This window comes from Pseudomonas sp. GW704-F2 (genome assembly GCF_059423025.1).
In genome coordinates this window covers 19,710-42,616 of sequence record NZ_JBWKXO010000028.1, presented here as the reverse complement: position 1 = coordinate 42,616, position 22,907 = coordinate 19,710, and the positions used below count along the sequence as shown (strand labels likewise).

General features: G+C 65.0%; 13 protein-coding genes. 6 read left to right on the top strand and 7 right to left on the bottom strand.

Annotated features, from left to right (window positions below):
* Positions 1 to 14: 14 nt before the first annotated feature.
* The 7 genes from AC07W0_RS21640 to AC07W0_RS21610 form a co-directional block, all read right to left on the bottom strand.
* Entirely contained in the window at positions 15 to 1,274 is a 1,260-nt protein-coding gene (locus AC07W0_RS21640; protein ID WP_102618235.1) for an aspartate aminotransferase family protein, read from the bottom strand.
* Positions 1,271 to 2,335 carry an SDR family oxidoreductase gene (locus AC07W0_RS21635; RefSeq protein WP_102618236.1) on the bottom strand — a complete coding sequence of 355 codons (1,065 nt, stop codon included), beginning with the start codon at positions 2,333 to 2,335 and terminating at the stop codon, positions 1,271 to 1,273. The genes AC07W0_RS21640 and AC07W0_RS21635 overlap by 4 nt, the downstream gene beginning before the upstream one ends.
* 183 nt (positions 2,336 to 2,518) lie before the next feature.
* Positions 2,519 to 3,247: a helix-turn-helix domain-containing protein gene (locus AC07W0_RS21630; RefSeq protein ID WP_017849079.1), complete on the bottom strand. Its 729-nt coding sequence runs from the start codon at positions 3,245 to 3,247 to the stop codon at positions 2,519 to 2,521.
* Between the two features lie 84 nt (positions 3,248 to 3,331).
* On the bottom strand, positions 3,332 to 4,729 hold the full coding sequence (locus AC07W0_RS21625; RefSeq protein WP_102618237.1) for an isochorismate synthase: 1,398 nt from the start codon (positions 4,727 to 4,729) through the stop codon (positions 3,332 to 3,334).
* Positions 4,726 to 5,031 (bottom strand): isochorismate lyase, encoded by a 306-nt coding sequence (locus AC07W0_RS21620; protein WP_017849081.1) that lies wholly within the window; start codon positions 5,029 to 5,031, stop codon positions 4,726 to 4,728. Before AC07W0_RS21620 ends, AC07W0_RS21625 begins: the two co-directional genes overlap by 4 nt.
* Entirely contained in the window at positions 5,028 to 5,798 is a 771-nt protein-coding gene (locus AC07W0_RS21615; RefSeq protein WP_275959056.1) for a thioesterase II family protein, read from the bottom strand. The genes AC07W0_RS21620 and AC07W0_RS21615 overlap by 4 nt, the downstream gene beginning before the upstream one ends.
* On the bottom strand, positions 5,795 to 7,450 hold the full coding sequence (locus AC07W0_RS21610; RefSeq protein ID WP_102618239.1) for a (2,3-dihydroxybenzoyl)adenylate synthase: 1,656 nt from the start codon (positions 7,448 to 7,450) through the stop codon (positions 5,795 to 5,797). The genes AC07W0_RS21615 and AC07W0_RS21610 overlap by 4 nt, the downstream gene beginning before the upstream one ends.
* 222 nt (positions 7,451 to 7,672) lie before the next feature.
* Between AC07W0_RS21610 and AC07W0_RS21605 the strand changes: the two genes are divergently transcribed.
* The 6 genes from AC07W0_RS21605 (at position 7,673) to AC07W0_RS21580 (ending at position 22,772) form a co-directional block, all read left to right on the top strand.
* Complete coding sequence (locus tag AC07W0_RS21605; protein ID WP_017849084.1) at positions 7,673 to 8,566, top strand: helix-turn-helix domain-containing protein; 894 nt, start codon at positions 7,673 to 7,675, stop codon at positions 8,564 to 8,566.
* A gap of 155 nt (positions 8,567 to 8,721) precedes the next feature.
* Complete coding sequence (locus tag AC07W0_RS21600; RefSeq protein WP_102618240.1) at positions 8,722 to 12,993, top strand: non-ribosomal peptide synthetase; 4,272 nt, start codon at positions 8,722 to 8,724, stop codon at positions 12,991 to 12,993.
* On the top strand, positions 12,990 to 18,311 hold the full coding sequence (locus tag AC07W0_RS21595; RefSeq protein ID WP_102618241.1) for a non-ribosomal peptide synthetase: 5,322 nt from the start codon (positions 12,990 to 12,992) through the stop codon (positions 18,309 to 18,311). Before AC07W0_RS21600 ends, AC07W0_RS21595 begins: the two co-directional genes overlap by 4 nt.
* Positions 18,308 to 19,357, top strand: coding sequence for a Gfo/Idh/MocA family oxidoreductase (locus tag AC07W0_RS21590; RefSeq protein ID WP_102618242.1), 1,050 nt, complete (start codon positions 18,308 to 18,310; stop codon positions 19,355 to 19,357). The genes AC07W0_RS21595 and AC07W0_RS21590 overlap by 4 nt, the downstream gene beginning before the upstream one ends.
* Positions 19,354 to 21,081, top strand: coding sequence for an ABC transporter ATP-binding protein (locus AC07W0_RS21585; RefSeq protein WP_102618243.1), 1,728 nt, complete (start codon positions 19,354 to 19,356; stop codon positions 21,079 to 21,081). Before AC07W0_RS21590 ends, AC07W0_RS21585 begins: the two co-directional genes overlap by 4 nt.
* Positions 21,078 to 22,772 carry an ABC transporter ATP-binding protein gene (locus AC07W0_RS21580; protein ID WP_046489529.1) on the top strand — a complete coding sequence of 565 codons (1,695 nt, stop codon included), beginning with the start codon at positions 21,078 to 21,080 and terminating at the stop codon, positions 22,770 to 22,772. Before AC07W0_RS21585 ends, AC07W0_RS21580 begins: the two co-directional genes overlap by 4 nt.
* The last annotated feature ends 135 nt before the right edge of the window (positions 22,773 to 22,907 follow it).

The following is a 22,907-nucleotide window of genomic DNA, read 5'->3' as shown; positions in this document are numbered from 1 at the left end:
GGGGGAAACTCCAATCAAAGGGATGGTATTGAGGTGGTCAGCGCGTGGGTGAACCCCTCGATCAACCGATTGCAATCCTGGGCTGTCAGCAGCGGGGAAGGCGTGAGCCTGACGACCCGGTGGTCATTGAGCGAGTGGCACACAATGATTTGCTGTTCGATCAGGGCCATGACCATGTTCGCGGCGACCGAGGCGTCGCTGAATTCAAAGCCCAGCAACAAGCCGGCACTGCGCAACTTGACGCGCTCGGCCAGGCCCCTCTGCTGCAACAGCGCGCTGAAGCGGGCGTGCAGGTCCTGGCCCATCAGCCGGGCACGTTCCACGAGGTCTTCCTGCACCATCACTTGCAACGTGGCCTGCACGGCCGCCATGGCCAGCGGGTTGGCGCCGAAGGTCGAGGTATGCACCGTGGGGTTGCGGTTGAACGGCGCGTAAATCGCCGCGCTGGCGACCATGGCACTGACCGGCACGCAGCCACCGGACAGGCTTTTGCCCACCAGCATGATGTCGGGCACCACCTGTTCCTGGTCGCATGCCCACCAATGGCCGGTACGGCCCATGCCGGACTGGATTTCGTCGATGATCAGCACGGCGCCGTACTGGTCGCACAGTGCGCGGACACGTGTCAGGTAGCCTGGCGGCGCGAGGATCACACCCGCTTCGGCCTGGATCGGTTCGAGAATCACACAGGCCTTGTCCGGCGAAGCGCGCAATTGCTGTTCCAGCGCGGCGCTGTCGCCGAAGGGGACGAACGTGCTTTCACTGAGCAGGCCGCTGAACGGCTCGCGGTAGCTTTCGCGGCCGGTGACGGCGAGGGCGCCGAGGGTCTTGCCGTGGAAGCCGCCGAGGGTCGACAGCGTGCGGCGGCAGCCGTTGAGCCGGGCGAGTTTCAGGCCGGCTTCGGTGGCCTCGGCACCTGAGTTGCAAAAGAACACATAGTCCAGGTTGCCAGGGCAATGCGCAGCCAGGGCTTGCGCGGCGAAAGCCTGTTGCGGGTTGAGCAACAGCTTGCTGGCCAGGGCGTTTTGCTGCAGCTGCCGGGTGACGGCCGCCACCACCACCGGGTGGCCGTGGCCGAGGAAAAATACGCCATAGCCGCCGGCATCCAGGTACTTGCGGCCTTGGCTGTCGTAGATATAAACGCCATGGCTGGACTGTTCGATCGGCAGATTCATCAACGACGCAAGGCGCGCATACCCTGAATTCACGTGCTGGCGGAAGTACTGGTCGACCTGTGCGGCGTCGGCTGCGGGTTCGGTAAGAAGCGGGTTCATGCGACTGACGCCTGTGCGACGGTTGGCATCGGCTGCTTGAGCATGCGCGTCAACGCGCCCAGCTTGGGCGCCAAGTGGTTGAGCGAGAGCAGTAACTCACGGCTGACATCCCGTGCGCTGAACGCCGGTTCGCCGAGCAACTCAGGAAGTGACGTGGGCAGCGGTGTACGCAGGCAGGCATAGCGACACAGCTGGTTGGCGCGGCCCAGCGCGGCCTGGATATTGCCGGTCAGTGCCGGGAGGAACACTGGGCGGATCAGCCGCTCATAAATATCCGGCGCCATGCAGCGCGGCCGGGTGAAGGCTTGGGCCTGGGCTTCCATGGATTGGCACATCAGGTCCAACAGACCGTTGAGATCAAGCGCCTGCGGGCCGCTGGTGAGAAAGTAGTCTGCGCCGATCAAGCGCTGGCGCAACGCGTTGGCAATCGCCCGCGCCGCCACGTCACGGGCGATCAAGTCGATATACCCGGCAGGCGGGCAGGGCACGATAGGCAGCACGCCGGACATCATCAGACCCATGGTCATATGAAACCCCTGGAAGTTGGGCATGTGCCCGCTGTCCGAGTCGCCAATGATGATGGAGGGACGAAAGATCGAAACATCGATACCTGCCGAGCGCACCAGCGTTTCAGCCTGGCGCTTGGCGACTTCGTAAGGCGTTTCTGCTTGCACGCCTTCGTAGTAGTCGCACGGATGGGTGAAGGGGGTGCTGATGTGGTAAAGCGGCACGTTGGCTTGCTGGACAAAGTTCACGACGTTTTCGGTGCCGAGGTAGTTCACCGAAAAGATCTGGTCGATATCGCCATCCATGCGGGTCACCGCTGCGGCGTGGATCACCCAATCGACACGCTTGAGCAGCGCTTCATAATCGCCGACGTCCAGCCCCAGTCGCGGGCTGCATATATCGCCCTTGAGCACCTCCACTCGCGGGTGGCGAATGCGGCTTTTACGCGCCAGGCATACCAGGTCAAAGTCCTCTGCCAGGCAGTCGATCAGTGATTCACCGAGTACGCCTGAGCCCCCCGTGAGAAGGACGGTTAATTTTTGCTGTTCTGACATGTAGGACGCTTCCTGCGGACTCATCGAAAGAATTAACGGTGCGTTCCGCCAAATCCCGGGCACGGATACCCCTGGCGAACACTCTTGCATTCACTGTCGGTAGCGCTGAGGTGCTGTGTGAGGCCGGCAATCAGCGCTTATCGTTTTCGCGAATAAGATGCGATCGATATTGGCTTTTTGATATCAATGCGTCTTGAACGAAACGCTTGTCTTTCGCAAAACCCTGGCAGCGGTGCGGGGCGTCATGCCAATCATGCGGCGCATGATGCGGGCCAAGTGCGCCTGGTCGGAAAAGCCGCCGTCGGCAGCGGCATCCGACAAGGTGGAACCGTCAGCGAGGGATTTGGACGCGCGCTCGAGTTTGTTCCAGATGATCCATTGGGACAGCGACACGCCCATCTGGTGCGTGGCGACATAGCGCAAGCGCGGGCTGGACAGGCCGACCGCACTCGCGGCGCGGCTGACGGAGCCCGGACCGTCGCGGTCCAGGCGCAGAATGTTCAAGGCCTTGTAGAGGCGTTGGTCGATGGGCGACGTAATCGCCAGCAAGCGCCCCAGCGCTTCCACAAACTGAGACAGGGAGCTGGAGTGGCGAAAGCACTCGAGCAGTTCGTCACTGGCCAGGGCGATGCCATTGTCTTGCAGCAACGCGTTGAGCGCACGCCCCAACGGGGTATCCGGGTTGACGTAGACAAAGGCCACCGGATGAATGTCGGGCACGGCACGGTGCTCGACATTGGGCCCGATGATCACGCCGGCCGCGCGGATCGACTGGCCGGGCAGCTCCAGGGTGACGGGCTGGTGTACGCCGATGCACAGCTGAATGGCAACATGGGAGTGGGCAGTGTTCTGATCCGCGCGGCCAATGTAGCCGGCCCATGAATCACCAAAGGTAACGTTGCCATCCCACATGTAAGGTCTTCCTGACTCAGAGGGTGAATTTTCCGTGTGCAGGGTAGGCCTGCGCCGGACTTGATTCAAGCATCGGGCAGCGGGTTATACCTGCAACGCGGCGCGCATGCCCGCCAATTTGATGCAGGTTTCGTCGTATTCGCTGGCAGGGTCGGAGTGTTCGACGATGCCACAGCCGGCAAATAGACGGGCTTGGTTGCCGTTGAGCAAAGCGCTGCGCAAACCGACGATGAATTCGCCGTTGCCGTGGGCATCCAGCCAACCTAACGGCGCCGCGTACCAGCCACGGTCAAAGCCCTCGAATTGGCGAATATGCTCCAGCGCCTGGCCGCGCTCATGGCCGCCGACCGCGGGCGTCGGGTGCAGGACTGCGACCATGTCCAGCAAACTGCTCTGCGGGCGCAGTGCGCCTTCGATCAGCGTCGCCAAGTGCTGCACGCGGCTGAGCCGCTTGATGTGCGGCGCCGGGGGAACGTGCAACGGGCGTACCCAGGGCGCCAGGTCACGCTGAATGATCTGCACCACCACGGCATGCTCATGCTGGTTCTTCTGGCAGTCGAGCAGCATTTGCGCCAGTTGCGCATCCTGCTCCGGGCAGGGATCGCGCCGGGCTGTGCCCGCCAGCGCCAGGGTTTGCAGGTGACCGTTGTGCAGTTTGACCAGGCGCTCCGGGGAGGCGCCGATAAAACACGCGTGGTGGCGTCGAAACGCAAACAGGTACGCCGTGGGGTCGTTGATCGCCAGGGCAGCCAAGGTGCGCCCGGCACTGATGGGCCGGGAAAATTCGCTGACCACTTCCCGCGCCAGCACCACCTTGTTCAACGCGGTGTCGCGCAACACGTCCAGGGCATGCGCGACTTTGCTTTCCCAGCAGGCCCGCGGCAGGCTCTGGTCGCGGGTGTGCTGCCGTGCAGCCGTCGAGGGCGCGCCGCTGACGTAGCGATCCATCAGCGTGTTCCACTCCTTCAGTACGTGCTCGCAACAGCAACGCGCCGCATTGCTGGGCGCGACGCGCTGTTGGCACACCAGCCAACAGTCTGCACCGTCGCGCACCAACAATAGCGTCATCAGCCACAGGGACGCATCGCCAAAACCCTGCCAGGCGGGGCTGGCCTTGACCTGATGATCGAATCGAAAGCCGCCGCACACCGAAGGCGCCAGCGGGCCGTGTATCACTGCGCTTTGCAGCCAGTGTCGCCATTGCGCGTCGACCGAGGCAAAACGCTGTGTGCCCGCGCTGCTCAGCTCCGCCGCCACCCCCCAGCCGAACAGGCTTTTGTCGTCTTCCGGGGCCCGCCAGAACAGGCACTCGGCGCCAGGTTGGTCGACGCTGCCAAACAGCGCCAGCAAGTCCAGCGGGGCGATCCTCATCGAGTAACTGGCCAACACCGGTTCACCTTGTTCGACGGCACGCCGCTGGGCGTGCTCGAACACCTCGATCATCCCCTCGGCATGGGCGTGCAACTGTGCAAAGGCCCTCATGCCAGCGTTCTCATCGCGCGCCAGTGCAACACTTGCTGGCCGATGTACCAATGGATGATCTGGGCAAACAGGGTTTCGACGAAGTGCGGGTCCAGCCCGGCCTGCTCGGCCCACTCGCGGCGTTGCGGGAGCATCTGGGCAACGCGTTCGGGCGCGGCGATGCTGCTTTCGGTCGGCTTGAAGCGCGCGGCGGCTTTGACGTAAGCCATGCGTTGGCGCATGAGGTCGATGATCTGGTGGTCCAGTGAATCGATGGCGTGACGGATGTCCTGCAGGCCATCACAGGCGTCGGGGGTTTTCATTGACAGGTTTCCTTCAAGGAGGGCGATGGGGTCGACAGCGTCGCGACGATGGCGTCGATGAGTGCCTGGCGCTGCTCGACCAGGTAAAAATGTCCGCCTTGCCAGCGCTGCAGGTGCAGTGGCTGGTGGCTGGCGGCTTGCCAGGCCATGGCTTCATCAAGCTCGATTTCCGGGTCTTGCTCGGGGTAGAACACCCCGATGCGGCTCTTGAGTGGCCGCGGTTGTGTACAGGTGTAGGTTTCAACGATGCGGTAATCGTTGCGCAAGCCGGGCAGGAACAATTCGCACAGGGCCGGGTTCTCCAGCAACGCATTGGGGCGCTCGGCCAGGCGCCGCACATCGTCCAGCAAGGCCGCGTCGGGGCCCAGGTGCAACTGCCCGCCGCGTTGGCGCTGCGGCGCCGGGTGGGCGGACACGAACAGGTGGTCGACGGCGATTGCCCGTTGTTCCAGGCGCGTCGCCACTTCATACGCCACCACCGCCCCCAGGCTATGGCCGAACAACACCAGCGGCCGGTCGGCGTAACACGACAACGCCTGCGCGGCACCGTCGGCGAGGCGCTGCATGTCGGTCAGGCACGGCTCGCTGAAACGGTCTTCGCGGCCCGGGTATTGGATGGCCAACAGGTCGATGTCGACGGGCAGGGCGTGGACCCAGTCGCGGAAGAAACTCGCACTGCCCCCGGCATGCGCGAAACACACCCATCGCCAGCGTGGCATGGGCGTGAGTCGATAAGCGCGTACCCAGCGTTCGTCGTGCAGGCTCACGAAGCGGCACTCTGCAGCCAGGCCTGGCGCAGGCGCTCGCGCAGGTCTTTGCGGCTGACTTTGCCCACGCCGGTGTGCGGGAAGTGTGCGACGAACTCGATACGGTCCGGCACCTTGAACGCCGCCAGGCCGTGGCCGCGCAGGTAATGCTTGAGTGCGAAGGCCGAGGGCGCCGGGTCACGGGCGACGATAAAGGCACAGGTGGATTCGCCGAGCACCGCATCCGGCATCGCCACCAGCGCGGCGTCGTGTACCTGGGGATGGCCGATCAGCAGGTTCTCCACTTCTTCGGCAGCGACTTTTTCACCGCCGCGGTTGATCTGGTCCTTGTCACGACCTTCGACCACCAGGTAACCGTCGGCGGTGCGCCTGACCCGATCACCGCTGCAATAGAATCCATCGGCGGTGAACGCCCGGGCATTGTGTTCGGGCAGGCGATAGTAGCCGCGAATGGTGTACGGGCCGCGCACTTGCAGTTCACCCACTTCACCCTCGGGCACCGGTTGGCCCTGTTCATCGACAATGCGTACTTCGTCATCGGCGCTCAGCGGACGGCCCTGGGTATGCAGCAGCAGATCCGGGCGGTCATCCAGGCGGGTAAAACACAACAACCCCTCGGCCATGCCCAGCACTTGTTGCAAGGTGCAGCCCAGCGTCGGCGTGACCCGTTCTGCCGCGCTACTGAGCAATTTCGCACCGCCCACTTGCAGCACGCGCAGGCTGGACAGGTCGGCCTGGCGCTGGTCCTGGGCGTCCAGCCAGAGCATCGCCAGCGGCGGCACCAAGGCGGTGACGGTGACCCGCTGCTCGCTAATCAGCGCAAAGCAGGACTCCGGGTCCGAGCGGCGCGTACACACCACGCGCCCACCGGCCAGCAGGGTGCCGATCACACCCGGGCAACACAGGGTGAAGTTATGCGCCATGGGCAACGCGGTGAGGTAAACGGTACGCGCATCCAGCTCGCAGACTTCGCTGCTGGCGCGCACGTTATAGAGGTATTCGGCGTGTCGCCTCGGGATCAACTTTGGCGTGCCGGTGGTGCCTCCCGACAGCTGGAAACACGCCACGGCGTCGGCGCGACCGGCGTCGCGTTCCAGCGGCGCGCTGTTGTAAAGCCCACTCAACGCGGTGAACTCCTGCGCATCGCCGTCGATCACCACGTGGCGCAACAGCGGGTTGGCAGCGGCCAGTCGGCGCGCCATCGAGCGGCAATCAAAGCCCTCCAATTGAGCGCAGCCGATGTAGGCCGAGGCCTGGGCAAAGCCACAAAAGCCGCCGATCTCATGTTGACGGTGGGCGGGCAGGGCGAGGATCGGCCGGGCGCCCAGGCGGAACAACGCAAAGCACACTTCGATAAACGCAGTGCCGTTGGGCAAGTGCACCACCACATTGTCGCCCTCTGCGATCCCCAGCGCGTGCAAACCGCCAGCCAGGCGCCGACAGCGGTCTGCCAGGCTGCGGTAATTGAGGTGCAAGGGGCCGTCGGTTATCGCGATGGCCGATGGGGTGCGCGCGGCGACCGTATCGAGGGCCTGAGCGAAGGTCTGGTCTTGCCAGTAACCGGCCTGGCGGTAGCGTTCGGCGAACGCGGCAGGCCAGTCGGGCGCGTCGCCAACGCTGTCTGAATCGGGTGCGCAGGTGTGCAATGACATGGAATCCCCTATTTGTAGAAATAATTGGCTACAAACGTCTAAATGAGATCTATTATCATTGTCCTTCGCCGAGCGCTTCTCAACGCCAAGGCTTTCGGACCTGTGACTTTTTCATTAGATGAAATACACAGCGGCTATAAACAGGGAGGTTTACGGTTTAAAAGCCTCCTCCTCATTCAGGTCAGGCCCCGCGTAATGGCCTCAGGATCAAGGGAAAACCCAATGACTATTACGATCATCGCCCCCAGTCGACAAGAGACGCAGGCCGAACCCAAGGGCAACCAACCCGGAACGGTCTACCTGGACCCACACATGACCCTGGTCACCGGTACGTTGTGGTCAGACAGCGAAAACTGGGTCGAGGACCCGCTGGAGCGCGGCCTCAAGTTGATTCTGGTGCAAAGTGGCGAGCTGTCGTGCCGCATCCCCGGGCACAGCGAGCAGTCGATCAAGGGGCCGAGCCTGTGCACCATCGTCAACGACGGCGAGTTCACCTCGTCGCAGATCTACGGCACCACCACGCCACTGCGCTACACCATCGTCCAGTTGGACCTCGAATCCCTCGACCGCCATCTCGGCCTGGCCCCGCGCAAGCTCCTCAGCAGTGGCGGCGGCGACCCGTACATGATGGTGCGCCCGGCTCCGCGCGCGATGCAGGCACTGGCCACGCAAATTGCGACATGCCCGATGCAGGGCCCGAGCCGCTCGTTGTACCTGGGTGGCAAGGCGCTGGAATTGACCGCGTTGAGCGCGCAGTTCCTGCTCGGTGAGCGCGGGCAGCCGGAGCATAAGCTGCGCATCACCTCGTCGGATGTGGAGCGTGTACACGCCGCCCGGGACCGTCTGGTGCGCTCGCTGCTCGAACCGCCCAGCCTGAACGCCCTGGCCAGCCACGTGGGCATGAGCCCGCGCAAACTGACGGCGGGGTTTCGCAAAGTGTTCGGTACCAGCGTGTTCGGCTACCTGCACGAACATCGTCTCAACGAAGCCCACCGCATGCTCAGCGACGAGGAAAGCAATGTGTCTACCGTCGCCTATGGCGTGGGATTCAGCCCGGCGCATTTTTCCATCGCCTTTCGCAAGCGCTACGGTGTATCGCCCAGCGAAATCCGTTGATCACGGCACGGTGTCTCTGAATCGAATGAAAAGGCCTGTTTATCTAAAGCCCTGAGCGCTTTCTGAAAAACCGCTTGCGATAGAGTTCCAATTGAGAATGGCTTCCATCTTGGTGAGCCAGGGACTTTATCTAGACGGGTCACAGGAAGCTTTTCATGAGCGAGCTGACAACAGCAGACACCACCGCACTGCGCAGATGGCTGATCGAACACCTTGCCCAGTTGCTGGGCGCTACCGTGGAAGAAATCGACAGCCTGGGCGATGAGGAAAACCTCTTGGGCTGTGGGTTGGATTCCATCCGCCTGATGTACTTGCAGGAGCGCCTGCGCAGCCATGGGTTGCGGGTCGACTTCGCCCAACTCAGCGCCGAACCCAGCCTCGCGGCCTGGCTTGGCCTGCTGCATGGCCAGGTGGTGCGACGTGTGGAGGTGGCTGATGTCGCCCCGTTGAGCTTAGCCGACGACAGTTTTGAACTCAGCGCGGTGCAACAGGCGTACTGGCTGGGGCGCGGGCCCGCCGAAGTGCTGGGCAATATCAGTTGCCACGCATGGCTGGAATTCGACTGCCAGGGCATCGATGCGCAACGCCTGGAAGCGGCAGTCAAGTGCGTGCAGGCGCGTCACCCGATGTTGCGTGCCAGTTTCAACGACGGCCGCCAACGCATTCTTGGCGCAACGCAATTGCCGGTTTTCGACCATCAGGATTGGCGCCACCACACTCAGGCGGTTGCGCAAGACGCCTGGCACGCGCTGCGTGAATGGCGATCGCATGAATGCCTGGCCGTGGACGCGGGGCAGGTGTTGCTGGTCGGCCTGGTGCAGTTGCCCGAAGGCCGTGATCGTGTGTGGTTGAGTGTCGACCTGCTGGCCGTCGACGTGGAAAGCCTGCGCCTGTTGATGGCGCAACTGGGCCAGGCCTATCAGGCGCCGGCCGCGCTTGCGCCCGCGCCGGACGAGCAGTTTGCCGACTACCTGGGCCGGCGCCGCCAACGTCGCGCAGAGGCGTATGCGCGAGATCGTGAGTATTGGTGCCAACGCCTTGCGCAGTTGCCGGACGGCCCCGCACTGCCGCTGGCCTGTGCCCCGGAATCGATCCGTGCGCCACGGTTTACCCGCCAGGCTTACGTACTCAGTCACGCAGAAGCCGAACGCCTGCAACGCCAGGCGACGGCCCATGGCCTGACGTTGCCCAGTGTGTTCGCCACGGCATTCAACGCGGTGTTGGCACGCTGGAGTGAACAGTCGAGCTTCCTGCTCAATGTGCCGTTGTTCGATCGTCACGATGATCAGCCATCCATCGACCAGGTGATTGCCGACTTCACCACCTTGCTGCTGGTGGCGTGTGAAGACGCACCGCAGTTGCCGTTTGCCGAAGGCGCCCGACGCTACCAGCGCGACTTGCACGCCACCATCGACCACGCGGCGTTTCCCGCGCTGGAAGTGCTGCGTGAGGCACGTCGCCAAGGTCATCCGCGTTCCGCGCCGGTGGTGTTTTCCTGCAACCTGAGCGATTCGGGTTTTGTCCCCGCCAGCTTTCGCGAGGTGTTTGGCGACCTGCACGACATGCTCTCGCAAACCCCGCAAGTGTGGCTCGACCACCAACTGTATCGGCTTGAGGACGGCGTGCTGCTGGCCTGGGACAGCGTTGCCGACCTGTTCCCGCAAGGCGTGCCGCAGGCGATGTTCAGCGCCTATGTCGAGCTGGTGCAGCGTCTCGCCGACAGCGACTGGAACCAGCCGCAACCGGTGTTGTTGCCGCTGGCGCAACAGGCGCGCCGCGACCAGCAGAACAGCCTGCCGGCGTTGGCGCCGGGGCGTGGCCTGCTCCAAGACTTTTTTCGCCAAAGTGCCCGACAACCCGACGCACTCGCCCTGATCTGCGGCGCGCAACGCTGGACATATAACGATCTGGCTACTCAAGCCCTGCGTATAGCGGCGGGTTTGCTTGAGGCGGGCATGCGTCAGGGCGAGGCAGTGGAGGTCTGCCTGCCGCGTGGGCCTCGCCAGATCGCCGCGGTATTCGGCGTGCTGGCGGCCGGTGGTTGCTATGTGCCGGTGGACACCGCACAGCCGGTTGCGCGGCGCAGCCTGATCGAGTCGGCTGCGGGCATCACCCGAGTGATTGCCGATCAGCCGCCGGGCAACGCGCTGCAATGGCTTGACCCGGCGGTGCTTGAGCAGTCCGCGCCATTGGCCGCGCCGAAAACGCTATCGCCGCGCGCCAGCGCGTATGTGATCTACACCTCGGGCTCTACCGGCATTCCCAAAGGTGTTGAAGTCTGCCATGGCGCCGCAATCAACACGATCGACGCGGTGCAGGCCGAACTGCAGGTCACGCCGGATGATTGCCTGCTGGCCGTGTCGGCGCTGGATTTCGACTTGTCGGTGTACGACCTGTTTGGCGTGCTGGGGCAGGGCGCGCGCCTGGTGCTGCTGCAACCTGAAGAAACCCGCGATGCGGCGCGTTGGGCGCAACTGATCGCCGAACACCGCGTGAGCCTGTGGAATTCGGCCCCGGCATTGCTGGAAATGGCCCTGGGCGTCGGCGCCGATGCCTGTGATTACCGAAGCCTGCGGGCGGTGTTGCTGTCGGGCGACTGGATTGCCCTCGACCTCGCCGCACGCCTGCGGCGCCACGCCACCGCGCAGTGCCGCGTGTACGGCCTGGGCGGCGCCACCGAGGCGGGTATCTGGTCGAACCTGCAAAGCATTGATGAGGTCCCCGACCACTGGCCGTCGATTCCCTATGGCAAGCCTTTGGCCGGCCAGGCGTATCGGGTGGTGGACGCCACCGGGCGCGATGTGCCGGACCAGGTGATCGGGCAACTGTTGATCGGTGGTGCAAGCCTGGCGCGGGGGTATCGCAATGACCCGCTGCTGACCGCACAGCGCTTTCGCAGTGATGAGCACGGGCGTTGGTACCACACCGGCGACCGCGGGCGCTTCTGGGCCGATGGCACCCTTGAGTTTCTCGGGCGCATGGACCAGCAGGTCAAGCTGCGCGGGCAGCGTATCGAACTGGGGGAAATCGAAGCGGCGCTCACCGCCCACCCACGGGTTGAAAGCGCCTGTGCCGCCGTGTTGAACGGCAGCCTCGGCGCGGCCGTGGTGATCAGCGCTGAATCTGCATCGGCGCAGGCGTTGCCGGCCGTCTCGATGCTCGACGACACCTTGGCCGCAGAACACCGGGTCACTGCGCAGCTGTTGCGCCGCCTGCTGCAAGACCCGCCGCCCAGCGCCCTGCTCGACACGTGGCGCGAGTGGCTGGCCGAGCATGTCGAGTCGCTCAGCCTGCACGACGCGTTGGCGCACTTGGGGTGGCGCGAGGCGGATCTGCACCGCATGGTCGGTGCCTTGCAGGTGCTGTTGCGCACCGAAGACGGCGCCTCGCAAGTGTTGTTCGATCCGTTGCTGGCACCGCAGGCCATGGCGTTGAACCTGCCGGCGGGCCGCCAGGTGTTGGACACCCTGAGCCAGGCGCTCCAACAACACCGCGGCACACCGCTGAAAGTCGCGGTGCTGGATGTGCGCGGCGGGCAGTTGCTGGAGCAATGGCTGAACCATGCGAGTTCGCGCGACGTGCAACTGACCTTGTTCGAGAGCAGCCCCGGCCTGCTGGCCGCCAGCGTGGGCAAGCGCCGGCGCGTGGCGAGCCAACTGCTGGTGGAGGGCGTGCTGCCCGCTGAACACTGGTCACAGTACGACGTGGTGATCAGCTTCGCGGCCTTGCACAGTTATGCTCAGCCCGGCGATGGGCTGAATCTGGCGCAGGCACTGCTCAAGCCGCAAGGCCGCCTGTTGCTGGCCGACCTGCTGCGCGACTCGCCGTTGCGGCTGGTCAGCGCGGCGCTGCTGGATGAGCGCGCACCGGTATTGCCTGACGCTGCCGAACTGGCGCATCTGCTCGGCCAGAGCGGTTTTCGCCACCTGGAATGCCTGTGGCAAAACCCCGCGATGCTGCTGTTGAGTGCGCGTGCGGCGGATGAAACCCTGACCGCTGAAAGCCTCGACCAATGGCTGCAACAACGCTTGCCCCAGGCGATGCGGCCCGAACATCTGTGGTCCGTACCGCGCCTGACACTGAATGCCAACGGCAAGATCGACCGCGCGCGCTTGCACGCCAGCCTCAGCGACGCGTTGCAACGCAGGCAACCGGCAAACAACGAAGACGGCGAACTCAGTGCCGAGCTACAGCCCCTGGCAGCGTGCTGGGAGGCCATCCTGGGACGGCCGGTGCGCAGCGCCCAGGCGAGTTTTTTCAGCCTGGGCGGCGACAGCCTGCTGGCGACGCGGCTGCTGGCCAGCGTGCGTGAACAACTGGGCGCCAGCCTGCGCATGAGCGATTTCTACCTGCAGCCGACATTGGCAGGCATGGCCGCGCTGTTGGTGCGCAGCGGCGAAGTGGCTATCGAGGAGGGCGTGTTATGAGCCTGGATGATGTGCTGCACATCTGCCGTGAACGCCAGATCGAACTCTGGGCCACTGACGGCAAGCTGCATTTTCGCGCGCCGCAAGGCGCATTGGACTCAGCCCTGGCGGAGCGTATTCGCGCCCAGCGGCCAGCGCTGCTGGTGCATCTTGCGCCCCAACAATGGCGCGCACAGCCGGAGCAGGCGCTGCAACCCTTCGCCTTGAGCGCGGTACAGGGCGCCTATGTACTGGGGCGCAACCCGGCCTTTGACTATGGCGGCAACGCTTGCCACTTGTATGTCGAATACCCGTGGCCGGCGAACGTCGACACCGGACACCTTGAACAGGCCTGGAACGCCGTGGTGCAACGTCACCCGATGCTGCGCGCGGTGGTCGATAACCATCAGCAACGTGTGCAAGCCCAGGTGCCATGGCAACAGCTGCCGGTGCATGACCGCCGCGACGCCACGCCCGAGGCGTTCGAGGCGCACCTGAACAGCGTGCGCAAGCGCCTGGACCATGCCTGCCATGCGCTCGATCAATGGCCGATCCTGCTGCCCGAACTGAGCGTGGGACGCGAGCAGGCAATCCTGCATTGCTCGGTGGATTTCACCTTGTTCGACTACGCCAGCCTGCAACTGCTGCTGGCAGAACTCACCCAGCGCTACTTGGAACCGACGCGCCACTGGCCGGCGCTGGAAGCGACCTTTCGCGACTACCTCGAGCACGAACAGCAAGCGCGCGGCAGCACCGCCTGGCACGCCGACAAGGCGTGGTGGCTGGCGCGCCTGGACAGCCTGCCCGGGCGTCCGGACCTGCCGCTGAGCGAGCACGCGGGCTTGGGCTCCACGCGTTTCGCCCACCACCATGGCGTGTTGAGCAGCGGGCAATGGAACGCCCTGTGCGCCCTTGCCAGCGCTCAAGGCCTCAGCGCGGCGGGCGTGACGCTGGCCGCGTTTGTCGAGGTGATCGGGCGCTGGAGCCAAAGCCCGGACTTTTGCCTGAACCTCACCGTGCTCAACCGGCCGAACCTGCACCCGCAATTGGACCAGGTCGTGGGGGACTTCACCGCCCTGAGCCTGCTCGCGGTGGACGGCACCGAGGGCGCCAGTTTTGTCCAGCGTGCGCGGCGTATCGGCGCGCAGCTGTTCGATGACCTCGACCACAGCCGCTTCACCGGCGTTGAGGTACTGCGCGAACTGGCCCGTGTGCGAGGGCGTGGCGCCGACCTGATGCCGGTGGTGTTCACCAGTGGCATCGGCAGCGTCGAACGCATGCTCGGCGATGCCGGGCGTGTGTTGCAGCCGCCCAGCTACATGATCAGCCAAACCCCGCAAGTGTGGATCGACTGCCAGGTCAGCGACCAATACGGCGGTTTGCAGATCGGCTGGGATGTCCGCATCGGGGTGTTGCCCGAGGGCATGGCCGCGCAGATGTTCGCAGCCTACGTCGACTTGCTGCAACGCTTGGCCCGCGACCCGCAATTGTGGCAAGCGCGTGGCGATATCGTGCTGCCCGCGCAGCAGGCAAACCCGCCAATCCACGCCAGCGCCCCAGCGCGCAATATCGCCGACGGCTTCGCCCAACAGGCGCGGCGGACTCCGGATGCCCTTGTGATCAGTGACCGCAACGGCCGTTACCGCTATCGTCAGGTCGCCCAGCATGCCGCCGCAGTGCGCAAGGCGCTTGAAGCGCTCGGCGTGCAGCCGGGGGCGCGGGTGGCGGTGATGCTGCCCAAGAGCGCCTGGCAACTGATGGCGGTGCTGGGCATTACCCAGATGGGCGCGGCCTATGTGCCGGTGGACATCCGCCAACCGGCCTTGCGCCGCGCGGCGATCCTGCGCGACGCGGGGATTGCCGCGGTGATTGTCCTGCAAGCCCAGGCATGGCCGGACACCCTTGAACTTCCGCGCATCGCCATCGATACGCTTGCCGCCGACCCGCATTGGCCACCCCGTGAGCCGCTGGCGGTAGAGGCCGCGGACCTGGCCTACATCATCTACACCTCAGGCTCCACCGGCACGCCCAAAGGCGTAATGCTCAGCCATGGCGCGGTGGTCAACACCCTCGATGACATCAACCAGCGCTACGCGGTGAACGCCGATGACCGCGTGCTGGGCCTGGCAGAGTTGAGTTTCGACCTGTCGGTGTATGACTTCTTCGGCGCCACGGCGGTCGGTGCGCAGGTGGTGCTGCCCGACCCCGAGCGCGGCGCCGATCCTTCGCACTGGGCGCAATTGATGCAGGAACACGGCATCACCTTGTGGAACTCGGTGCCCGCACAAGGGCAGATGCTGGTGGATTACCTGGAGACCGAGCCCGGCGCAATCCCCGGGCCGCGCTGTGTGCTGTGGTCCGGCGACTGGATTCCCACCACGCTGCCGACCCGCTGGTGGCAACGCTGGCCCGAAAGCCAGTTGTTCAGCCTGGGCGGCGCCACTGAAGCGGCGATCTGGTCGGTGGAGCATCCCATTCGTACCGAAGATACGGCCTTGCCGAGCATCCCCTACGGCCGGGCTCTCAAGCACCAGACCCTGGAAGTGCTCGACGCGCTGGGCCGCCAGTGCCCGGTGGGCGTGCGTGGTGAGATTCATATCGGCGGACTCGGCCTGGCCCTGGGTTATGCCGAAGACCCGCAGCGCAGCGCCGAGCGGTTCATCACCCATGCCAGCGGGCGTCGCCTGTACCGCACGGGTGACCAGGGACGTTACCTGGACGCGGAAGGCTTGATCGAGTTTCTTGGGCGCCAGGATGACCAGGTGAAGATTCGCGGTCACCGCATCGAACTGGCGGAAATCGACGCGGGCTGGCTGGCCCATCCGCAGATCGCCGCGAGTACCACGGTGTTGCTCGGCGAGCGTCACGAACGTTCGCTGTGCAGCTTCGTCACCCTGCACACCAACGCACCTGCGCCTCACCTGAGCACGCAGCTGGGCGAAGTCCTGCGCCAGGCACGCCACACCCTTGAACACGCGGATTTCGGCCCGCGCGCCGCCATCGAAGCGGCACTGGCGGCACTGGATCGGGCGGCGGATGTGTCGTTGCTGCACTGGTTGGGCGGCAGTGGCTTGCTGATCCCGGGGCAGTCCGTGGCATTTGACTCGCTGTGCCACGCCTTGCAGCTCGACGCGGGTCAGCATCGCCTGTTGCGGCATTGGCTGACGTTGTTGACCGACAGCGGCTACCTGTGTGCAGACAATGACGGTTGGCGCTGCCAGGTCAGCACGGCTGACCTGAATCAGCACGATGCCTGGGCACAGTTCGCCCGCCTGGCGCCGAGCGGTCTTTGGCCGCTGGAATTGGTCGATTACCTGCGCACCAGCGCGACCCGCCTGGCCGAGCAATTGGACGGGCGCCTGAGCCCGGCAAGCCTGATGTTCCCGCAGGGCTCGGCACATATTGCCGAGGCGATGTACAGCCGTGGCCAGCATGCCCAAGTGCTGCATCGGGCCATGGCCGAGGCGGTTTGCGCGATCGTTGCGCGCCAGGGCCAGCGCCGCTGGCGCATCCTGGAAGTGGGCGCCGGCACCGGTGCCGCCAGTGCGCTGATCATCCCCGCGCTGGCGCCGTTGGTGGCGGACGGGGTGCAGATCGACTATGTGTTTTCCGACGTGTCGAGCTATTTCCTTAACGCTGCGCGCGAACGCTTTGCCGCGTATCCGTGGGTGCGCTTCATGCCGTTCGACATGAACAAACCCGCCTGCGAACAAGGGCTTGCCGCGGGGTCCCTGGACCTGCTGCTCAGCTCCGGCGCATTGAACAACGCCCTGGATACACCGCGCCTGCTCGCCGGGTTACGCCAATTGCTGCAAGCCGATGCCTGGCTGGTGATCCAGGAACTGACCCGCGAACACCGCGAAATCAGCATCAGCCAAAGCCTGATGATGGAGACGCCGCAGGACGTGCGCGCCACCTCCGGGCAGCTGTTTGTGCATAGGGAACAGTGGCTGGCGTGGCTGAACAGCGAGGCCGGCGACCAGGCCGAATCGCTGGCGTCGGCCGACAGTGTGCTGCACCTGCTGGGCTACGACCTGTTGGTCGCACGCGTGAAAACCGACCGGCCATTACTGAGCCAGGAGACGTTGCTGGCCTTCATCGCCGAGCGCGTGCCGCGTTATATGGTGCCGGCGCAGGTGCGGATGCTCGACCGCTTGCCGGTCACCGCCAATGGCAAGATTGACCGCCGCGCACTGACCACCCAAGCCGAGCAACGCCAGCTCGAACCGGCACGCCGTGCGCGCACGGAAGTGGCGGATGAGCTGGTGCAGCGCTTGATCGCGCATTGGGAGCGAGTACTCGATTGCAGCGGGGTGTCAGCGGATCAGGATTTCTTCGGCGCCGGTGGTGACTCGCTGCTGATCGCGCAATTGATCGCCGGCTTGCGCGAGCAAGAGCCATTGGCCCGTGCGCAACCCTTCGACCGCCTGTTGCGCTGGGCTCTCAGCCAGCCGACCCCGGAAGGCCTGGCCCAGCGCTTGCGCAGTGAGTCGAGCAGTGAAGCCCCCGCAGTGGTGCCCTCCACGGACACCCGCCGTGCGCCGCTGGGTGGGCGCGGGCGGGTGGATGCGCTGACGGAGCTGGCCGCGGGTGAAGGCACAGCGCGGGTGCTGGTGCATGAAGGGCTCGGCACGCTGCTGCCGTATCGCGGGTTGATCGCCGAACTGGCCGGCAGCGGCCCGTTGCTGGGGTTGGCGGTGCATGACAGCGACGATTACCTGAGCCTACCGCCGGAGCATATCAACGCCACCCTCGGCAAACGGTATGCCCAGGCGCTGTGGGACAGCGGCCGGCGCCGCTTCGACTTGCTGGGCTACTGCTCCGGCGGGCTGGTAACGCTGGAGCTGGCCAAGGCCCTGCTGCAATTGGGCGCCGAGGTGCGGCGGGTGGACATCGTATCGAGCTACCGCATTCCGTACCTGGTGGAGGATGAAGTGCAGATGCTCTACAGCTTCGCCGGCTCCCTGGGGCTGGACACCGTTGCGCTGGGGTTGCCGGCGGCTGAACAGTTGCTCGACAAACACCTGGATCTGGACGCCACCGCGCTCAGATCACGCGTACTGGCGGCGGCCAAGGGCATTGCCGATGAGCAGTTGTACCGGGTGTTCGCTCATTCCGTGCGCGCCAGTCACTACAGTGATGGCGCGCCGTATGTGGGCGCCATCCGCCTGTTTGTGCCGAGTGTCGCCAACCCGTTGATCCCTGATCACCAGGCCGCTCTGCAAGCCTGGTGGCAGGCGGCGTCGTTGGCGCCGCTGACTGTGCAGACCCTGCGCGGCAATCACTTCGAGTGCTTGAACGCCGGGCTGAGTCGTTACTTGCTGGAGGAACGCCCATGACTATGCCTGTGAAAACCCTGGTGGTGGGCTCGCGCTTCGGCCAGTTCTACGCCGTTGGTGTGGCTGCGGCCGAGCACCTGGAACTGGTCGGGGTGCTGGGGCAGGGCAGTCGTCGCTCCCGCGCACTGGCTCGCTATCTCGAAGTGCCGTGTTTCGAGGCCTTGGCCCACGTACCCGCCGACACACAACTGGCTTGCGTAGCGGTGGGCGGCGCAGCAAGGGGCGAACAGGGCCCCGCCTTGGCGCAAGCGCTGATGGAGCGGGGCATTGATGTGCTGATCGAGCACCCGTTGCTGCCCCAGGAACTGCAAGACTTGCTGGGCACGGCGGCGCGCCTGCATCGGCGCTGCCTGCTCAACAGTTTCTACCCGCAGTTGCCGTGCGTGGCGCGGTTCATCGAGCTGGCGCGGCAGCTGCATCGTCAACAGGGCATTCGCCATATCGACGCCGACTGCGCGGTGCAGGTGAGTTACGCGACCCTCGATGTGCTGGCGGCGCTGTTGGAATCGGTAGGCCCATGGTCGGTGGACTGCGTGGCACCGGCGCTGTCGGCCTGGCGGGATATCAGCCTGGTCATGGCGCAAGTGCCGGTGTCGTTGCGCGTGCTCAATGAGTTGGCCGCCAATGATGACGGGCGCATGCAGAGGCTGCAGCGCATCAGCATCGCCACTGACAGCGGCACGTTGCTGTTGGCCTCGCCCCACGGACCGTTGCTGTGGCTGCCGGCCGTGCGTGCGCCGGTGCAAGATGCCGACGGGGTGTTCGACCTGTTTGGGCCGCAGGCCGATGAGTCGCTGCCGTGCGCCGAAGTGTTGGAGGCCGCGGCGGCGGATTGGGCGCAGGTTTACCGCCGCATCTGGCCGACAGCTGCGGCCAGTGCATTGCAACCGCTGATCACGGGGGTGGGGCTGGCGCGCCTGCAACAGCGCAGCCTGGAAGTGGTGAGGTTATGGCAACAGGTGACGGCGGCGCTCGGGTTCCCGCAGCAGCCGTCGCTGACGTTACCGGCGGCCGGCCTGGCCCAGGCGTTGGAGCACGTCCGATGAGCCACTTGAGCGAAATGCTGCGTCCTTTCCGTGCGCGCTTAGGGGCGGCGATCGCGTTGCAGGCCGTCGCCGGGATCTGCTCGCTGCTGCCGCTGATAGCCTTGGCGCAACTGGCGGACAGCTTGCGCCAGGCGCCGCCGCTGGCGTCTTCGGCACTGAACTGGGTGGTGGTGGCGGTGGTGGCGTCAGCGCTGTGGTTGTGCGGCCAGACCCTGGCCTTGCACCTGACCCATCAGGTGGACGCCGACCTGTGTGACCGTCTGCGCGTGCGCCTGGCCGAGCATCTGCAACGCTTGCCCTTGGGCTGGTTTGCACGGCTGGGGCCCGAGGGCGTCACCCGTTACGCCGAGCAAGATGTGCGGGCCTTGCACCAACTGGTGGGCCATGCGCCGACCGACCTGGTCAACCTGCTGTTGATTCCCATGGCCACCCTGGCCTACCTGCTGTGGAGCAACAGTGTCCTGGCGCTCTGGTGCCTGCTGCCGTTGGCATTGGGCGTGTTGGGCTATTGGCGCCTGGGCTCGGCGCATTACCGCGAGGACGTAGCCCAGCGCAATGGCGCAATCCAGCGGTTGTTCAGCGACTACAGCCAGTTCGCCGGCAACCTGGGCCTGGTCCGGCAATTTCCCAGCGCGGGCATTCATCGCCGTGTGCAAGAGGCGGTGCAGCAGTTTGATCAGCGCTTCAGCCATTGGGTGAGTCGCGCCGGCCATCTTGCTGCGCTGATCCAGGTCCTGCTCAGCGCACCGTGGCTGTTGGCCTGGGTGGTACTTGGCACACTATTTATCGGCGTGAGCGAAGTGGGCGCCGTGCAGGTGTGCGGCTTTTTGCTGCTGGTGCGCGCCATGGCAGCGCCGGTATTGGCGCTGGGGCACGGCTTTGATGCGCTGAACAACGCGCGCGCAAGTGCCCGACGCCTACAGGAGGTGTTGAGTACACCGCCGTTGATCGAGCCCGACACGCCGCAATCGCCTCGGGACGCCAGCGTGGAGATGCTCGATGTGAGCTTCTCCCAGGGTGATGTCACGGTACTGAAAGCGATCAACCTGCGCCTGGAGCCGGGCACTACCACCGCGCTGGTGGGGCCGTCCGGCGCGGGGAAAAGCACCTTGGCCGGTTTGATCGCGCGCTTTATGGACGTCGACAGCGGGCATGTGCGCGTGGGCGGGGTGGATGTTCGGCAGATCGCCAGCCGCCAATTGCAGCAGCATCTGGCGCTGGTGTTTCAGCAGGCGGGGGCATTGCGCCTGTCACTGGCGCAAAACATCGCCCTGTATCAGCCGCACGCCAGTGAAAAACAGATTCGCGCCGCGGCCAAGGCGGCCTGCCTGGATGACTGGATCATGGGGTTGCCCAAGGGCTACGCCAGCGTGGTGGACGATGATGTGCGGCTGTCCGGCGGCGAATTGCAGCGCCTGGCGATTGCGCGGGCGCTGCTGTCGCGTGCGCCGATCATGTTGCTCGACGAACCCACCTCCGCCACCGACCCGCAGACCGAGCGCGCCTTGCGTACTGCACTGCGCGACGACGCAGCCGGGCGCACGCGGCTGATCATCGCCCATCGCCTGGAAACCATCGCCCATGCCGAGCAGATCCTGGTGCTCTGCGAAGGGCGCATTGTGCAGCGCGGATGTCATGCACAGTTGTTGGCCGTGGACGGCCTGTACCGCCAGCTGTGGGACGAGCAAATGTCGACGGCCGATCAACTGGAGTTCGTGTCATGAGTGTACTTTCGCCGTTGCGTCATTTGCCCGACCAGGCCCGGCGCGTACTGCGCGGCGCCCTGGGGTGGATGCTACTGGCCGCCGTGCTGGATGGCTTGGCGGGGTTGGCGCTGGTGCCGCTGATACTGGCCTGGTTCGATCAACAGAGTGTGCAGCCAAGTGTGCTGCTGTTGCTGGGGCTGACGTTGCTGCAGGCCTTGGTCAGCTACGTTGCCCAGCGCCGTGGTTATCTGGCGGGAGCCGGGTTGGCGGCCGGCCTGGTCTCGCAACTGGTGCAACAGCTGCCGCGCTTGCCATTGGCGCGTCAGGGCCAGTTGGAAGACTTGGTGCGCGGGCCGGTGTTCAACAGCATGGGCATTCCGGCGCACTTGCTGGCGCCGCTGGTAACGGCGCTGGTGACGCCGACGATGGTGGTGCTGGGGCTGATCTTTATTGAACCGCGTTTGGCGCTGGCGTTGGCCCTGGCTTATCTGCCGTTGTTCGCCCTGCTGCGTTGGGCCGGGCGACGTAGCCTGGCGCTGGAGCAACTGCGCCAGCAAGTCGACCGTCGCGCCGGGCAGCTGTTGCAGACATTCGCGCAGCAACAGGCCTTGATCCGCAGCGCCGGTGATGCCAGCCAGGGCCAGTTGGCGTTGCGTCAGGCCTTGCACGAGCAACACCAGGCCACGCACCGTCTCAACCGCCGCGCGCTGCCCAGCGGGCTTGGCTTTGCGGCGGCGGTGCAGGTGGTGTTTTCGCTGGTGTTGGCAGGTGGCGTGCTGGCGGTGGCGGCGGGGCAGCTATCCGGCGCGCTGTTGGTAGCGGTGTTGGTGTTGCTGGTGCGCTTCATCGAACCGCTGTCGCAACTGGCTTACCTGGACCAGGCTTTGCGTATGGCGTGGCAGGCGTTATCTCAAGTGCTCGCGGTGTTAGCCGTGCCGACGCTGCACAGCCCGCACCCCGGAGAGCAGCCTCAGGATGCAAGTTTGCAAGGGCAAGGCTTGAATATCTGCGGCGAAGGCGGCGAGCAGTTGCTCAAGGATGTGGACATCCATTGCGCGCCGGGAACGTTCACGGCGATTGTCGGTCCGTCGGGTGCGGGTAAAAGTACTCTGCTGGCCTTGCTGGGGCGTGGCATGGACCCGCAGACCGGCGCAGTACGACTCGGCCAGGTGGACATTCGCCAGCTAAGCGAACACACCTTGGCCAACCACCTCACGCAAGTGTTCCAGAACAGCGGGCTGTTTGCCGGCAGCCTGCTGTGGAATGTCAGCATGGCCCGGCCGCAAGCCACGCCTGCGCAACTGCAACACGCCGCCAAGGATGCTGCATTGGATGAGGTGCTCAGCAGCCTGCCGCAGGGTTGGCACAGTGAGGTGGGGCCGGGCGGCGCATTACTCTCGGGCGGCCAGCGGCAACGGGTCGGCCTGGCGCGCGCGCTGCTGTCCCCGGCGCCGATCCTGTTGCTTGACGAACCCACCGCCAGCCTCGATGCGCGCTGCGAAGCACGGGTCAATCGCAGCCTGCAGGCGCTGCATGGCAGGCGCACCGTGGTGTTGGTGTCGCACAACCCGATGTTGGTGCGCGGTGCCGATCAGATCCTGGTGCTGGAAGGCGGCAGCGTCAGTGGCTGCGGCAGTCATGAGCAGTTGCTGGCCACGCACCGCTGGTATGCGCAGTTCGTCGAGCAAAACCTGCCGGGCAGCCATTGAAAAAGTCCCTTAATCGAAAAGTCGCAGCGTTCGTTTAAACGATACTAATGCGAATTATTATCGATAAAGAGGCTGGGCAATGTCACACCGGGGAGCAACAAAGGCGGGGCGGGGTTTCCAACGTAATGGGGCGCA

Coding starts and splice junctions, on each gene's coding strand:
- AC07W0_RS21640 (WP_102618235.1), bottom strand. CDS start 1,274: ATGAACCCGCTTCTTACCGAACCCGCAGCCGACGCCGCACAGGTCGAC.
- AC07W0_RS21635 (WP_102618236.1), bottom strand. CDS start 2,335: ATGTCAGAACAGCAAAAATTAACCGTCCTTCTCACGGGGGGCTCAGGC.
- AC07W0_RS21630 (WP_017849079.1), bottom strand. CDS start 3,247: ATGTGGGATGGCAACGTTACCTTTGGTGATTCATGGGCCGGCTACATT.
- AC07W0_RS21625 (WP_102618237.1), bottom strand. CDS start 4,729: ATGAGGGCCTTTGCACAGTTGCACGCCCATGCCGAGGGGATGATCGAG.
- AC07W0_RS21620 (WP_017849081.1), bottom strand. CDS start 5,031: ATGAAAACCCCCGACGCCTGTGATGGCCTGCAGGACATCCGTCACGCC.
- AC07W0_RS21610 (WP_102618239.1), bottom strand. CDS start 7,450: ATGTCATTGCACACCTGCGCACCCGATTCAGACAGCGTTGGCGACGCG.
- AC07W0_RS21605 (WP_017849084.1), top strand. CDS start 7,673: ATGACTATTACGATCATCGCCCCCAGTCGACAAGAGACGCAGGCCGAA.
- AC07W0_RS21600 (WP_102618240.1), top strand. CDS start 8,722: ATGAGCGAGCTGACAACAGCAGACACCACCGCACTGCGCAGATGGCTG.
- AC07W0_RS21595 (WP_102618241.1), top strand. CDS start 12,990: ATGAGCCTGGATGATGTGCTGCACATCTGCCGTGAACGCCAGATCGAA.
- AC07W0_RS21590 (WP_102618242.1), top strand. CDS start 18,308: ATGACTATGCCTGTGAAAACCCTGGTGGTGGGCTCGCGCTTCGGCCAG.
- AC07W0_RS21585 (WP_102618243.1), top strand. CDS start 19,354: ATGAGCCACTTGAGCGAAATGCTGCGTCCTTTCCGTGCGCGCTTAGGG.
- AC07W0_RS21580 (WP_046489529.1), top strand. CDS start 21,078: ATGAGTGTACTTTCGCCGTTGCGTCATTTGCCCGACCAGGCCCGGCGC.